We start from the raw sequence: 16,046 nt of genomic DNA on the forward strand, positions 1-16,046 counted from the left end.
ATAAAAAGGGACGATTATGTTTTCAAAAATCTTAATAGCCAATCGGGGTGAGATTGCTTGCCGCGTGGCAGCCACCGCCAAAAAACTGGGTGTGCGTACCGTTGCGGTATACTCCGACGCTGACCGCTTTGCCAAGCACGTAGCCGTGTGTGATGAAGCCATTTATATAGGCGGTTCTGCGCCCAAAGACAGCTACCTGCGTTGGGAGCGCATTTTGGAGGCTGCCAAACAAACAGGCGCACAAGCGATTCACCCTGGCTATGGGTTTTTGAGTGAAAACGACGAATTTGCCCAAGCGTGCGTGGATGCGGGTTTGGTGTTTATCGGTCCCCCTGCGTCTGCCATCACCGCCATGGGTCTTAAAGCCGAGTCCAAACGCTTGATGGAAGCGGCCAATGTACCACTCATTCCAGGGTATCATGGCACCAACCAAGACCCTGATTTTTTACATAGCGAGGCCGACAAAATTGGCTACCCTGTGCTAATCAAAGCCAGCTCTGGTGGCGGCGGCAAAGGGATGCGGTTAGTTGAAAAAACCGAAGATTTTATTGATGCCTTAGGCTCATGTCAACGTGAAGCCATTAGCAGCTTTGGCAATGACAGCGTATTGATTGAAAAATACGCCCTACGTCCCCGCCATATCGAAATTCAAGTCTTTGGCGACAGCCACGGCAACTATGTGTATTTATTTGAGCGTGATTGCTCGGTACAGCGTCGTCACCAAAAAGTGCTCGAAGAAGCCCCTGCCCCCGATGTCAGCGTGGCAATGCGGGAGGCGATGGGCGCAGCGGCGATCGCGGCGGCAAAAGCGGTCAATTATGTGGGAGCGGGTACGGTTGAATTTATCGTAGAGCAACGTGACCCTTCACCCGAAGATAAATTTGGCGGCATGAATTTCTACTTTATGGAAATGAATACCCGCCTGCAAGTAGAACACCCCGTCACCGAAGCCATTACCGGTACGGACCTTGTCGAGTGGCAACTGCGTGTTGCCAGCGGTGAGCCGTTACCAAAACAACAAGCAGACTTGACCATCAATGGTCATGCGATTGAAGCGCGTATCAATGCTGAAAACCCAGACAACAACTTCTTGCCCGCCACAGGTACGCTAGACGTTTACCGCACGCCAACTCACAGCGAGTTTAGGGTGTCAGACGTGCGCGTGGATGATGGAGTACGCGAAGGCGATGTCATCAGTCCTTACTATGACTCGATGATTGCCAAACTCATCGTCCATGCGCCAACCCGTGAGCAAGCGCTTGCCAAACTAGACCAAGCCTTGGCAGAAACCCGTATTGTCGGTCTGCCCAACAATGTAGCGTTTTTGCGTCACGTGGTGCAATCAGATTCGTTCAAATATGCCAATCTTGATACCGCATTGATTGAACGTGAAAAAGACGTACTGTTTGGGCAGCAGCGTGGTGAGCTACCTTGGCTGGTAGCTACCGCGATTGTCAACGAGCTTGCCCAAGAAGCGCAAACCCAAAACCACGACCCCTTTAGCAAAACCGATGCATGGCGCGCGTATAGCCATTATGAGCGTCCGTTTGATTTGGTGTATCATGATAAGCCATTGCGGGCTGTTATCAGCCAAGTTAACGAGCCAGCCAAGGAACAGGCATTTCATCTAACGATTAACACCATTGCCAAAGGCGAAAAACAAGGCGCGGACGTTGTCACGCCCATCTATCAAGGCGATGTTCGTTATTTAGCCACGGCCGATGATACTTTTACCCTATGGCTAAGTGACGGAGAAACAGCCGGCAAACGACAACAGATGCAGGCATGGCGACATAATGAGCAAGTATATGTGTTCTCAAATCATGCCAGCGATACCATCACCTTGGTGGATAGCATGGCGCATGTGGGCATCGAGCCCCAAGATGGCGGTAGCCTAAAATCGCCCATGCCAGGTCAAGTGGTGGCGTTTCGGGTCAATGTGGGCGATGAAGTGAAAAAAGGTCAAGCCTTGGCAGTGATTGAAGCGATGAAAATTGAGCATACCATCAATGCCCCTAGTGATGGTACGGTGGCAGAGCTGCTGTTCAAAGCAGGGGATTTGGTATCCGATGGCGATGAGCTATTAAAACTTGATACGGGCAGCCAATCATGAACTATCCAAACTTTGTCAAAATCATCGACGTGGGCGCAAGAGACGGACTACAAAACGAAAAGCAAGCCGTACCCAGCGATGTCAAAATTGAGTTGATTAACGGCTTGATTGATGCAGGGGTGCGCAAGCTTGAAGCCACCAGTTTTGTGTCGCCAAAGTGGGTACCACAAATGGCAGACAATGATGCCGTATTAGATGGCATTAGCAAGCGCGATGACGTGGTCTATTCGGTGCTGACACCCAATATGAAAGGCTTTGATGCCGCCCTTGCCCACCGTGACCAATTTGCCAATTATGAAGTGGTGATTTTTGGCTCAGCGAGTGAAGCTTTTAGCCAAAAAAATATCAACTGTAGCATCGCTGAGAGTATCGAGCGATTTGCCCCGGTGGCTGACGCCGCCAAAGCGCATGGTATCAAGGTGCGCGGTGTCATCTCTTGTACCGTAGGCTGCCCGTATGAAGGAGATATTTCAGCCGATAAAGTCGCCTATGTGACAGAAAAACTCGTTGCCATTGGCGCTGAACATATTGGCATTGCAGACACCATCGGCGTGGGCACACCTATCAAGGTGCAAAAAGCGTTGGATGCTGCCTTGCGTTATATTGATATTGACAATATCTCTGGACATTTTCATGACACCTATGGTCAAGCGCTTAGCAATACCTTAGCGGCATTACAAATGGGTGTATGGCAGTTTGATACCTCGGTGGCAGGGCTTGGCGGCTGTCCGTATGCCAAAGGCGCAACCGGCAATGTTGCCACTGAAGATGTGGTATATCTGCTACATGGCATGGGTATTGAAACGGGCATTGACCTCGACAAACTGGTCGATGTCGGACAAAAAATCAGCGAGTTTTTGAGCAGGCAAAACGGCTCAAAGGTGGCAACAGCGATTTTAAATAAACGTAAATCTTTAACAGTCAGTTAATCAACAAGGAATGACTATGAACTTAGGACTCGATTACCAACTTGGCGATGACATCAACGCCCTACGCGAAACCGTCAAAGCCTTTGCCGATGCCGAAATCGCCCCGCGTGCTGCCGAGCTTGACCGCACCGACCAATTCCCAATGGACTTGTGGCAAAAAATGGGCGAGCTTGGGCTGCATGGCATCACCGTACCCGAAACTTACGGCGGCGTGGACATGGGCTATGTGGCGCACATGGTCGCCATGGAAGAAATCAGCCGCGCATCAGGCTCAGTGGCGCTAAGCTATGGCGCGCACTCCAACCTATGTATCAACCAAATCAAACGCAACGGTACAGAAGCCCAAAAACAAAAATACTTGCCAAAGCTCATCAGCGGTGAATTCATTGGTGCCTTAGCCATGAGTGAGCCCAGTGCAGGCTCAGACGTCACTAGCATGAAACTACGTGCCGAAGACAAAGGTGGCGTATTTGTATTAAACGGCTCAAAAATGTGGATTACCAATGGACCGGATGCCGATGTGATGGTGGTGTATGCCAAAACCGAGCCAGCACTTGGGGCAAAAGGCATCACCGCGTTTTTGGTAGAAAAAGGCATGAAAGGCTTTTATACCGCGCAAAAACTTGACAAACTCGGTATGCGCGGCAGTCACACAGGCGAGATGGTGTTTGACAATGTCGAAGTGCCAAGCGACAACATCTTGGGTGGTCTTAACAACGGCGTCAAAGTATTGATGAGTGGCTTGGACTACGAGCGTGCGGTACTGGCCGCAGGTCCTATCGGGCTTATGCAAGCAGTCATGGACAACGTCATTCCCTACATCCACGATCGCAAGCAATTTGGTCAAGCCATCGGTGAATTCCAGTTGATTCAAGGTAAAGTGGCGGACATGTATACCACCTTACAGGCAGGGCGCAGCTTTCTTTACACCGTGGGCAAAAACTTGGATATGTTAGGCTCAGACCATGTGCGCCAAGTACGCAAAGATTGCGCCAGCGTGATTTTGTGGACAGCGGAAAAAGCCACTTGGATGGCAGGGGAAGGTATTCAAATCTTTGGCGGCAATGGCTATACCAATGAGTACCCACTGGGGCGTATTTGGCGTGATGCCAAGCTATATGAGATTGGCGCAGGTACCAGCGAAGTACGACGCATGCTGATTGGTCGTGAGCTGTTCAACGAAACCGCCTAATTGATTAGGTTTTTCAACAAAAGCCCTAGCTAAAACTAGGGCTTTTTTATTAGATTGTCAAAATAGGTTGTCAAAATCCGCCTTATTAGCCATACGCTATATTAAGGTTGATTGTAAAATCGCTTGGTATTGCGCCGGTTTGAGACGGGGTCCGAACTGCTGAATAATTTGGCTTGCGACGCTACTGGCTAATTTGCCACAATCTGCCAACGCATGACCGTGCGATAGCGCATATAAAAAACTGCCCGCAAAATTATCCCCTGCCCCATTGGTATCTAACACTTGATCAACGGCTAGCGATGCCACATCAATCAGTTTTGTTTCACGTGAAACATCGTCCCTTACTGCAATGATTGACCCTGCTGCACCATTAGTCACCACTGCCATATTGGCAACTGACAATAACGCTGATGCCGCTTGTGAGTGACTGCTTTGGTTGGTAAATAGCTGCGCTTCATCGCAGTTACAAAACACCGCATCCACGCCACCTTCTAGCATCGCATCAAGTCCTTCACGACCAAATTTGACCACGGCAGGGTCGGCAAAACTGACCGCGATTTTAGCGCCTTTGGCTTTGGCTTGTTGTTTTAGCTGAGCAATCGCCTGTTGTGCTGAGGGTGACATGGCAAGATAACCTTCAAGATACAACCAATCAGCATCATTTAGCGCATCAAAATCGATATCGGTTTCACTGATTTCTGCTGAAGTGCCCAAATGCGTTTGCATGGTGCGCTCGCCATCTGGGGTCACCATCACCATACAACTGCCTGTAGTACCATCAGCAAATGACTTGGTAGACGTCTTGATACCTGCGGCATTTAAATCCGCCAAATAAAAACGCCCTGCATCGTCTTCGCCTACTCGGCAAGCGTAAAAAGTATCGCTACCGAGGCTTGCTGCGGCATAGATACTGTTGGCAGCCGAGCCACCGCCGGCTTGTTTGGTCGCGGTGATGTTTTGCGTGGTGAGCGAGGTGATGAGGTCAGCTTGCTCACTGTGACTGGCTAGGGTCATATTGCCTTTGGTCAGGCCTGTGGCGTTAAGCTGTGCATCGGTGACGACAAATTCACTGTCAACTAACGCATTGCCGATGGCGACGATTTTTGCCATTGTGATTCCTTTTTAACGATTTTGGAAAAAATAGATGAGTTAAATTCAATGTGGTGTCATTGTAAATTAAAACTGTCAAAGTTAATATCTGAAAATTGGCTAACACGGGCAAATGAGTGGCGCTGTATTATCTGTAGTATCTGTAGTATCTGTGTTTTTTTGCCTTTATAAAGCAGGTTTTGACCCCATTTAACTCAAAATAAATCCGACAAAACTGCTATACTTTCTGTTTGTTTTTATCGTTGGTTTTGCTGATAAATTCTGACAAATATTATTATGACACACAGGTAACTTCATGCCCGCAACTTCTCACGACTCTACTTTAGATTTGACCCTGCACCCTGCTTTTACCCTACGCTCTCATGAGCGCATCGATGCGCTATCGCTTGATGTGCTGGTGAGCGAGCATAACGCCACGGGGTTGATTCATTATCACCTCGCCCACCCGAGTGATGAAAATGCCTTTATGATTGGCTTTCGCACCCAGCCGATGACCGACCGCGGTGAGGCGCATATTTTGGAGCATACCAGTCTATGTGGCTCTGAAAAATATCCCGTGCGCGACCCGTTTTTTAGCATGATTAAGCGCTCGCTCAATACGTTTATGAATGCGTTTACCGCGGCAGATTGGACGGCGTATCCGTTTGCCACCCAAAACCGTCAAGATTATTTTAACTTGTTGTCGGTGTATTTAGATGCGACATTTTTCCCAAGTTTAAATCCGCTCGATTTTGCCCAAGAAGGGATTCGTGTGGAGCTTGATGATGATGGCAAACCGCAGTATAAAGGCATTGTGTTTAATGAAATGAAAGGCGCGATGAGTGGCGAGATTGACCAGTTGTATCATACGCTGGCGCGTCATTTATTCCCCACAACCACTTATCACTACAATTCTGGCGGTGAGCCTGCTGCCATTACCGAGCTTAACCACGCTGATTTGGTCAAGTTTCATCAAAGTCACTATCACCCAAGCAATGCGGTGGTGATGAGCTTCGGCAATATCCCTGTGGCAGAGACCCAAGCCCGTATCCATGAGGATGGATTGGCGGTAGCAGGCAAAGCGTTTGCTAGAGGGCAAAAACACGCCTCACGACTCGAAAAATCATTGACCGCGCCAATCAGCGTGACCGACACTTACAGTGTCGATACGGTGAAACCCAAACAAACGCACCACGTCATGGCATGGTTATTACCATCGATTTTAGACGGTAAGCAGCGTCTGGCTATGCGACTACTTGAAGGCGTATTGGTTGAACATGCAGGTTCGCCGCTGCGGGCGTATCTCGATAGCCATCCGCTGGCATCTGCCCCGACGCCGCTACTGGGCTTGGATGACAGCCATTATCAGATGGTGTTTTATGCGGGTGTCCGTGGCTCTGAGCCTGAGCATGGCGATGCCATTGAGCAAGGGATTTTGGACTTACTCAAACAAGTGGCGGACCAGCCTGTGGACAGTGAAGCGATTGAAACCATTTTGCACCAAATCGAAATCGACCAACGTCATATCGGTGGCGATAGTATGCCATATGGTCTAAATTTGATGCTAGAAGGCTTTAGTACTGCTATCCACGACGGCGACCCCATGCATGTGTGGGATATCGATGAAAACCTAAACTGGCTACGTGAGCAAGTAAAAAACCCGGATTTTATCGCCGATTTGATTCGCAGCTTTTTGCTCGACAATCCGCATCGCGTGCGTTTGACACTCATCCCTGATGCGAGCAAATCTGAGCAACAAGCCAAGGATGAGCAAGCCAAACTTGATACCATCGCAGCGGCACTGACCGATGACACCCGTAATGCGCTCATCAGCCAAGCCAAAGCCCTTGCCGAACGCCAAGCTACGCCTGATGATGTGGATTTGCTACCTAAAGTGGGATTGGCGGATATTCCTGCCCAAATTCAATTTAAAACAGGTAAAAAGCGCGATATCACTTTAAGTGGTCTGCCAAGTACGTTGTATGAATATGAAGCAGGCACCAACGGTCTGTACTATTATCAAGTGATTATACCCCTAGAGGGTCATGAAGCGCTCATCAATCACCCAGATTTACCAACGTATCTGAGCTTGATCAGCGAAGTGGGCACGCGCAAACACGATGCTTTGGCATTTCAAGCGCGGCAAGCACGTCATTCAAGCGGTGTGACTGTCAGAATCAGCCAGCGCACATCGCCAGACAACCCCGAAAAAATGGATAGCTTCTTGGTGGTCGCTACCCGCTCATTGTCACGTAAATTTGAAGCGATTGAGCTGCTTAAAGAAGTGCTCAACGACACTATTTTTACTGAATATGCGCGGATGGAAGAGCTACTGACCCAAAAACAAATGGGCTGGCAATCGCGCCTTGCCAATGCAGGTCATGCGTATGCCATGCAAACAGCGAGCCGTAACACCAGTAAAATCGCCCGTCTTGAATATGTGCGCGGTGGTTTGCCTGCATTAAATAGCTTAACTGAATTTTTGCAGCAAGCGGAGCAAGATAGCAGTGCGTGGCAAAAGCTCGGAGAGCGCTTAGCCAATTTACATCGCTACATCAAAGCCCTACCAAAACAAGCGCTTATCATCGCCGAAGCAGAGATATTACCGACGCTGCAACAAGCGATTAGCGAGAGCTGGCAAGCGCCTGTTGACGAGCCTACCGCTACCTTAATCGAATCGCCCATTACCACTGACGGTAGCGATATCGCGTGGCTTGCGCAAACCAATGTGTTTCATCATGCGCTTGTCTTTGATGCCGTGCCGACCAACCATCCCGATGCCCCTGCCTTGATGGTACTCTCAAGCGTGCTACGCAACAACTATCTGCATCGTACCATTCGTGAGCAAGGCGGGGCGTATGGCGGCGGCGCGAGCTATGATAGCAATGCTTGCTCTTTCAAGTTTTATAGCTACCGTGACCCGCGTGACCAAGCCACGTTTGATGACTTCTTGGGTAGTATTGATTGGTTACTCGCGCAAACTACAGGCGAAAAAACTGATGCTTGGATTGAAGAAGCGATTTTAGGATTGATGGCAGGCATGGATAAGCCCGCAAGTCCTGCGGGTGAAGCGGTCAAGGCGCTGTTTGCTGAGTTGCATGGTCGCGGCAAAGACTGGCAACAAGCGATGCGTGCCAAAATCTTGGCGGTCAGCCTTGATGACTTACAGCGGGTGACAAGAACTTATCTTAAAGACAAGCCTTACACACGCGCAAGCCTTGCGCCGTTTGATAAAGCTGAACTCATGCAAAACATGGGTTTTCAGATTGAAAAAGTGCTATAACAAACATAATAATTAATCATCTTAATAAAAAAGGCGCTATTATTAGCGCCTTTTTTCATCTTTTACACTACCTGTTTTACACAACCAGCAACTCAATTTTACCCAGTCCGTCAATTTGCGCGAGGATGGTATCGCCTTTGACCACCGCACCGACGCCCGCTGGCGTGCCTGTAAAAATCAAATCCCCTGCTTTGAGCTCAAAAAACTCAGATAAATTGGCAATGGTCTCTGCCACATTCCAGATTAACTGATTGATATTGCCTTGTTGTTTGGGCGCGCCATTCACCGCTAGTGAAATATTCGCTTGTTGTATCCGAGCAACGCTAGCAACGGGATAAATTTCGCCAATGGGTGCCGAATAGTCAAACGCCTTGCCAATCTCCCACGGGCGACCGTTTTGTTTCATGGCGTTTTGCAAGTCGCGGCGCGTCATGTCGAGCCCCACGGCATAGCCAAAAATCAGCTCATGTGCCTGTGCTACACTCACATTGGCACCCGCTTTGCCAATCGCAACCACCAATTCTACTTCATAATGTAGCGCTTGCGTTTTAGTCGGATAAGGCAATTGGGCAACGCTATCGGGTCGAACCGCAATAATCGACTCGCTGTCACTGGCTTTACAAAAGAAAAATGGCGGCTCACGGTCTGGGTCACTGCCCATTTCTCGGGCGTGGTCGGCATAGTTGCGCCCCACGCAATACACGCGGCGGACAGGAAAGGTTTGCTCGGATTGATGGATGGGCAGTGCCACCGCTTGTCTGGGTGGAAAAATGGTATTCATGGTGATTCTACTTGGGTGGTTGGGGTATCAGATGGCGGCTGGGTGATGGCGATATCAGTAACATGTTGGTCGGCGGCTAAATTGCTAGCAGGTTGCCACGCTTGCAAAAACTTATCATGGCGCAGGCTATTGTCTTGATTGGTGAACGATTGCAGATAGTCTCGGGTGGTGGATTCCCATTGCTCACTTTGCTCAGCTGAAAATTGTCCCGTCAGTCGTTGGTAGCGCAAAAAAATCAGCCAAGTATTGAGCACATCGCTCTCGCAATAAGTGGTGAGCTTATCCCATGCTTCTGCTTGCACCATAGGCACCACATCATAGCCGTCCAACGCTTGCTTGCCTGCAAAGCCGCATAAGGATGCGACGACATCGAGTTTTTGCGACGTGCTATTCATGGCAAGTTTTACCATCAAATCGGTATGACGGTCATGATAGCGGTTAATATAGTTGTTGTATCTCATCTCACCGGTTTGGCTAAACAGCTTGGGGGCAGTCAAGCCATGCTGCAATGCCCGATACACCATGACGGGTATATCAAAGCCCTTGCCATTCCAGCTCACCAACAACGGATTTTTTTCAATGGCATTAAAAAAGGTTTGAATCATTTGCGCTTCGCTATGGTCAGCCAGCGACAGCGATTTGAGTGTCATTTTGCCGCCCGCCACCCACAACACCGAAAGACATGCGATTTGGTGCAAAGGCAGGGGCATAAAAGGATGCCCAACATCTTGCTCACGCAGTGCCATAAGCTTGGTCATGGCATCGTTATCCGATAACCCAGCTAATTCAGGGTATAGCCGCTTGCCTGTGGCAACATCCGGTATGGTTTCGATATCAAATACTAAAATGGGCGCTGGCGTAGCCATAATACTTCCTTGTTAGTTTCTGCTTTATGCTTTAGGTTATCGGGTATTAAGCGTCATCTTTAATCCCAAACAACCCTGTTGATAGATAACGATCGCCACGGTCACAGACGATAAATGCAATCACCGCATCCGGGTGTTCTTTAGCGATTTGGTACGCTGCCCACGCCGCACCACCTGATGATACCCCCGCAAAAATCCCTTCTTCGCGGGCAAGCTTACGCATAAACACTTCCGCATCGTGCTGCTCGATGTCCATCACCCTATCCACCAAACTTGGCTCAAAAATCTTTGGCAAATAGGCGGCTGGCCATCGGCGAATCCCTGCGATATTAGCACCTTCAGCGGGTTGTAAACCGACAATTTGCACATTTGGGTTTTGTTCTTTTAGGTATTTGGATACGCCCATGATGGTGCCTGTGGTCCCCATTGAGCTAATAAAGTGGGTAATCGTGCCATTGGTTTGCTGCCAAATCTCAGGACCTGTGGTCAGATAATGCGCTTGTTTGTTGTCAGGGTTGTTAAATTGGTCGAGTACGATGCCTTTGCCTTCTGCCTGCATTTGCTGGGCAAGGTCGCGTGCCGACTCCATGTTATCGACTTCAATCAGTGTCGCCCCATACGCTGCCATAGCGTCTTTACGCTCTTGGGTAGAGTTGCTAGGCATAATCAGCGTCATGGCATAGCCGCGCATTGCTGCGACCATGGCAAGGGCGATGCCTGTATTGCCACTGGTGGCCTCAATGATGGTGTCGCCTGGCTTGATAGTGCCACGCAGTTCCGCTTGATAAAACATGTTATAGGCAGGGCGGTCTTTCACTGAGCCCGCTGGATTGTTGCCTTCAAGTTTGGCAAGCAGCGTGGCTGTGCCTTGGTCGGTTTGCGGTGCAAATCGCGCCAGCTTGACCAGTGGGGTATGTCCAATGCAGTCATTGAGCGTGCTGTTTTCAGTGATGAAATTATTATGGGTCATAAGACAACCTTAGTTTTTGGCCATGAACTTTTGATGATACGAGTTTTGCGCAGACGCATTTAGTCTAGCTTATAGATTAGCTAGCGTTGATTAGTTTTTTTAACAGTAAATTTTTTGGATTGCGCGCGTAGTTTAGCAAAATTCGTATCACCCGTCAGTGGCGAATCATGATTATTGCGCAAGTCATTTTTCCACCGCTACCCCATCTGATTTTATCTCGATTTTTTGCTGGGGTATAGACTTGTCAAAAATTTACTTGCGACAAAAACCCTAGCTATACAAGCAAAATTGGCTAAAATCCTATAAAATGAAATACTATACTCCAAAACCCTGATAAAAAATCTGATGCCTAAATTAGGCTGATGCAAGGCTAGCAATGTGAGCAAACGATTTCACTTGGATTTTTCCACCGCTTATGGACAGTTGATACTGTTGGTGTTTTTGCCGATTAGCGCACTCGCGTTGACGGGTGGTTTTTTGGTGTTATCGGATACCAGCCGTGCTGCGCGTACCATTCAGCAATCAACCGCGGATAATTTGCTGGTGACTCTGCAGCCAGTCGCCGCTTCTATGCAGACGAATCTGATTAAAATCAACCAAGCGCTATCTACAACTACCGCTCAGCCTAATAGCAATAATAGTTCAAATACAGATGGCTCAAGTAAAGATAGCATAAACAAACACAGTGCAAATAAAGCTGAGCTGTCGCCCAAAGAATTGGCGGCGCTACAAGCCAATGTGAAATTTGCCCTACAAAATGCCATCAACGACAAACACTTGCAAGGCGTGGCGATTGTCAACGAACAAAGCAACGTGTTGGTCAGTTTTGGGGATTTGTCACAACAGCCCAATCCGCGCTTGTTGCCTTTTTTGGGACAACACCTTGAAGCGCAAAGCCATACACAGCAAACTTATTTGCTAACGCAGCTCAACACCCAATCCAACAGCCTGTTTAATAGCAAGGGTAGTAGCTTATTTGGTCGAAAATTGGTACTCAGCCCGCCCGCCAATGCGACCACCCCACTACCGACGTTGTGGCTTATTGTCAATATTGATAATGAGCCGCTACAAGTGGCTCGCTATCAAGTGATGTTAGCGTTAGCGATTACCGGCCTCTTTACTATTTTACTGCTGCTATTGACCACCCACATATATGCTAGGCGCTGGATTGCGCCGATTTATGAGATGCGGTTACATTTGCAGCGCACCAACGCCAACAACCTGTATAAACCGATGACCATCAACGCCAGTGGTGAAATCAACCAACTGCAACAGGATTTGGTCAAGACCTTAAGACGTCTGCATAAAAGTTTCCAAGAACTCAAAAATCACGCCGAACAGACCGAAGATGATTTGCGATTGGCTTTTGACGAGATGGAAATGCAAAACATCTCCATTCGCAATGCGCGCGATGCCGCGGTTTCAGCCAGTCAAACCAAATCGGCATTTTTAGCCAATATCAGTCACGAATTACGCACCCCACTTAACAGTATTGACGGCTTTATCAATCTATTATCCCGTCATGGCGGCTTAAATGCCGAGCAAGACTTGTACGTGCAGACGATTCGTAAGTCTTCAGCGCACCTATTAGCACTGGTCAATGACGTGCTTGATTTTTCTAAGATTGAAGCCGGTAAATTGGTACTAGATAGTCATGAATTTGACCTGTATGCCAGTATTTACGACGTGGTGGATATGCTATCGCCACTGGCGGCAGAGAAAGATTTACGGCTGGCGGTGTTCTTCTATGACGATGTGCCGCATTATCTGGTGGGGGATGCGTTACGCACCAAGCAAGTTTTGACCAATCTTGTTAACAACGCCATCAAATTTACCGATGATGGCGAGGTCATTGTAAGGGTCAGCCTGGATGATGACATCGATGATTTAATTCATATCAGTGTGCAAGATACAGGGCGCGGGATTTCGCCTGAGCATCAAAAAGTGCTGTTCCAAAGTTTTTCCCAAGGCGATCCTTCGATTACTCGCCAGTACGGCGGTACAGGGTTGGGATTGGTGATTTCAAAACAGCTCACCTATCTGATGGGCGGCAATATTGGTTTTTATGACAACGCCACTGAGCAAGCGGGTGATGCGAGCCAATCGCACAAAATCAAAGGCACGACGTTTTGGTTTACCTTGCCGATGAGCATCAGTAACCAAGAGCAGCAGCGGCTGCTTATCCATGACCCCATTTGGCAGTTACCCGCCATCGTCCCGCCAAAAAGCGATGCCGGTTATGTGGCGGCTGATGCTATCGCTGCGCTAAATATTTTGGTATGGATTGACCATCCTGCAAGCTTACAAGTGTTAAAAGGCTCATTGCGTGAATTGCCGATTGCCATTACTACCGCAAGTACGCTAGCAAGCCTACTTGAATCGCTCAAAGAAACAGGCAATCATTGGGATTGGGTCATCGTGGACAATGGCACCACTGAGGATACCACGTCGCTGCTCAAACAAGTACGCTTACATTATGCCGGTAAATTGCTACTATTTGGCTATCAAGTCAATCTTGAGCCAGAATTGTTGTCGCGTTATCAAGCACAAGCCTTGTATCAGCCGCTCGATCGTCGCCAGCTTTACCAGCTGCTTGATAGCAATTCTGCCAGCAGCCAAGAGCCTACACTGCCGCAGTGGCATGGTTTTACTGTGCTTGCCGTGGATGACCATCTGCCCAATTTGTTGGTACTAGAAGCGTTATTGGCTGAGCTGAGCATTAATGTGGTGACGGTTAATAGTGGGTTTGACGCCATTGAATACATCACCACGCACCAGTCACAAAGCGATACCGCCGTGGATTTGATTTTTATGGACATTCAAATGCCAAGAATGTCAGGCAGTGAAGCCGCCATCCAAATCCGTAAGGTTGAAACGCAAGCAGGACATCAACATATTCCGATTATTGCCCTGACCGCGCATAGTCTATCCGATGAACGCGATACATTATTGGCATCTGGGATTGATGACTATGTGGGCAAACCAATTAGTCAAGCCCAGTTATTGCAAATCCTGCAACGCTGGTTGGGTAAACACAGCACGTCTGTATCCGCTGATGTGGCTTCTAACAAATCTGCTATCAAGTCGCCTAGCTCGGCGCGGTCGATAGCGTCTATAGTGTCTGGGGCAAATCACCCGCGTACTGCACCTGCAACCCCCAAAGAGAGTGCCGTATTTGCTCATACGCCATTAGCCGCCTCAGCGACTACCGCCGATGATAACGCTAATCTACCAAGCATACCATCAGCAAGCCTACCATCGGTCAGCAGTCAGCATAGCGCTGAGTCACTAGCAAGTCTTGCGGTCATTGATTGGGATGATGCGGTGATGCGGGTAGCAGGTAAGCCTGATTTGGCAGCCAATTTAATTACCCTGCTGATTGAATCAATTGAGCAGGAAAAAAGTGACTTGCAGCAGGCTTGGCAGCGCCACGACAGGCAAGCCTTGTCCCACGTCGCACATCGCATTTTAGGGGCGAGTCGTTATACGGGCGTACCACAGCTACGCCAAGCCAGTCAAAATCTTGAAGACAAGTGCTTGCTAAATATCAACAATAGCTCGCCTGCGCAATTTGCCATTTTGGCGCCTTATTATGAGCAAATGCTACAAGCGCTCGATAACTTGGCAAAGGCTGATTTGAGTCAATTCCCTGCACTCAAATATGCCCAGCTCAAAGAAAACGACATGACTTGGAAGATGATTTGACACCCATCACCACAATGCCGCCTAGGTTTGGCATACTTGCTATTCCACGTTACCTTTCTTAAACGTATCGTCCGATATCGCCTCTTGTGCCAAACCAACAAAATCAGTAAAGTGAGATTAATGATTGCAAATCTTCGCGTTCTTGCAACATTTTTTTAAGTTTATTGGGTTGGTCAAATTTTAAGGATGCGTATGTCGGTTTTGTCGGTATCAAAAATATTGCCGGGTGTAGGGTTTTTGCCATTTTCTCAGCGTACTACTGCTTCATCTTTAGCGCAGCGTATCAAAGCTGCAAACGATAACCTTGCACCCGATGTGCGGTTGGAACTTAGCGGTGATGATAGCGTCATTGTTTGGCTGACACGGATTGACAAGCGCAATGCGTTAAGTTTTGCGTTGATGGATAAGCTCATTGATTTAGCCCACCTGCTTACCACATGGACGGACGTGCGGGCGGTGATTTTGGCAGGTGAAGGTAAAAGCTTTTCTACCGGCATTGATTTGGCAGATTTAAACAACGCAAAAAATCTAAAACAGGTCGCTTGGGAGCTTATCAAACCGTTTCAAAGTAAATTTCAAAAAGTGTGCCTTGTGTGGCGAGAACTGCCGATGCCTGTCATCAGTGTATTGCATGGACATTGCCTTGGCGCAGGACTACAGTTGGCACTGGCGACCGATATTCGTATCGCCACAGCGGATTGCCAATTTGCCATTATGGAAGCCAAATGGGGACTGGTACCGGATATGGGACTGACCCAGTCTGCGATGGGGGTGCTACGCGCCGATATCGTCAAGGAATTAGCGATGTCGGCACGGGTTTTTGACGGTCAGCAAGCCTTTGAATACGGTGTGGTCAGCCATCTAAGCGATACACCGATGGCAGTTGCGAAGAATTTGGTCACAGAATTAAGTAATCGCTCCCCCGATGCTGTCTTGGCGAGCAAACGCATCATCAATGCCATGTATCACACGCCTCCAACAACCTTATATCAAGAAAAACTGTGGCAAATCAAATTACTGCTGGGACAAAACCGCAAACTTGCCGTCAAAAAAGCCAAGGATGAAACCGTCAAATTTATTGGGCGTCAATTTAACTAATTTAACCTATGGCTTAATTG

10 protein-coding genes are annotated in these 16,046 nt (G+C 48.4%); 6 read left to right on the plus strand and 4 right to left on the minus strand.

From position 1 onward, the window contains the following. Positions 1-16: 16 nt before the first annotated feature. Genes ACAM37_RS10390 through ACAM37_RS10400 form a run of 3 tightly spaced genes read left to right on the plus strand, consistent with a single transcriptional unit; the run spans position 17 to position 4,234 of the window. Entirely contained in the window at positions 17-2,113 is a 2,097-nt protein-coding gene (locus tag ACAM37_RS10390; protein ID WP_369626170.1) for an acetyl/propionyl/methylcrotonyl-CoA carboxylase subunit alpha, read from the plus strand. Further along, positions 2,110-3,042, plus strand: coding sequence for a hydroxymethylglutaryl-CoA lyase (locus tag ACAM37_RS10395; RefSeq protein WP_369626171.1), 933 nt, complete (start codon positions 2,110-2,112; stop codon positions 3,040-3,042). Before ACAM37_RS10390 ends, ACAM37_RS10395 begins: the two co-directional genes overlap by 4 nt. A 16-nt stretch (positions 3,043-3,058) precedes the next feature. After that, a complete protein-coding gene (locus tag ACAM37_RS10400) occupies positions 3,059-4,234 on the plus strand; it encodes an isovaleryl-CoA dehydrogenase (protein ID WP_050325266.1) in 1,176 nt (391 codons plus the stop codon). A 96-nt stretch (positions 4,235-4,330) separates the two neighbouring features. Here the strand turns inward: ACAM37_RS10400 and ACAM37_RS10405 are convergent, their stop codons facing one another. Beyond that, a complete protein-coding gene (locus ACAM37_RS10405) occupies positions 4,331-5,344 on the minus strand; it encodes an adenosine kinase (RefSeq protein WP_369626172.1) in 1,014 nt (337 codons plus the stop codon). Between the two features lie 295 nt (positions 5,345-5,639). On the opposite strand from ACAM37_RS10405, the gene ACAM37_RS10410 reads away from it, so the two are divergent. Then, a complete protein-coding gene (locus ACAM37_RS10410; protein WP_369626173.1) occupies positions 5,640-8,606 on the plus strand; it encodes an insulinase family protein in 2,967 nt (988 codons plus the stop codon). A 76-nt stretch (positions 8,607-8,682) separates the two neighbouring features. On the opposite strand, the gene ACAM37_RS10415 is transcribed toward ACAM37_RS10410, so the two are convergent. The 3 genes from ACAM37_RS10415 to cysM are packed head-to-tail and all read right to left on the minus strand — an operon-like array spanning position 8,683 to position 11,223. Continuing rightward, positions 8,683-9,387 (minus strand): fumarylacetoacetate hydrolase family protein, encoded by a 705-nt coding sequence (locus tag ACAM37_RS10415; protein WP_369626174.1) that lies wholly within the window; start codon positions 9,385-9,387, stop codon positions 8,683-8,685. Continuing rightward, on the minus strand, positions 9,384-10,253 hold the full coding sequence (locus tag ACAM37_RS10420; RefSeq protein ID WP_369626175.1) for a 3'-5' exonuclease: 870 nt from the start codon (positions 10,251-10,253) through the stop codon (positions 9,384-9,386). The genes ACAM37_RS10415 and ACAM37_RS10420 overlap by 4 nt, the downstream gene beginning before the upstream one ends. 46 nt (positions 10,254-10,299) lie before the next feature. Next, positions 10,300-11,223: a cysteine synthase CysM gene (gene cysM / locus ACAM37_RS10425; protein ID WP_369626176.1), complete on the minus strand. Its 924-nt coding sequence runs from the start codon at positions 11,221-11,223 to the stop codon at positions 10,300-10,302. A gap of 378 nt (positions 11,224-11,601) precedes the next feature. Between cysM and ACAM37_RS10430 the strand changes: the two genes are divergently transcribed. Together ACAM37_RS10430 and ACAM37_RS10435 are read left to right on the plus strand one after the other, a co-directional pair. Beyond that, positions 11,602-14,928 carry an ATP-binding protein gene (locus ACAM37_RS10430; RefSeq protein WP_369626177.1) on the plus strand — a complete coding sequence of 1,109 codons (3,327 nt, stop codon included), beginning with the start codon at positions 11,602-11,604 and terminating at the stop codon, positions 14,926-14,928. Between the two features lie 192 nt (positions 14,929-15,120). After that, a complete protein-coding gene (locus tag ACAM37_RS10435; protein ID WP_369626178.1) occupies positions 15,121-16,026 on the plus strand; it encodes a crotonase/enoyl-CoA hydratase family protein in 906 nt (301 codons plus the stop codon). Positions 16,027-16,046: the final 20 nt, after the last annotated feature.

Source organism: Moraxella sp. K23, from assembly GCF_041154765.1.
Taxonomy (GTDB): Bacteria; Pseudomonadota; Gammaproteobacteria; order Pseudomonadales; family Moraxellaceae; genus Faucicola; species Faucicola tetraodonis.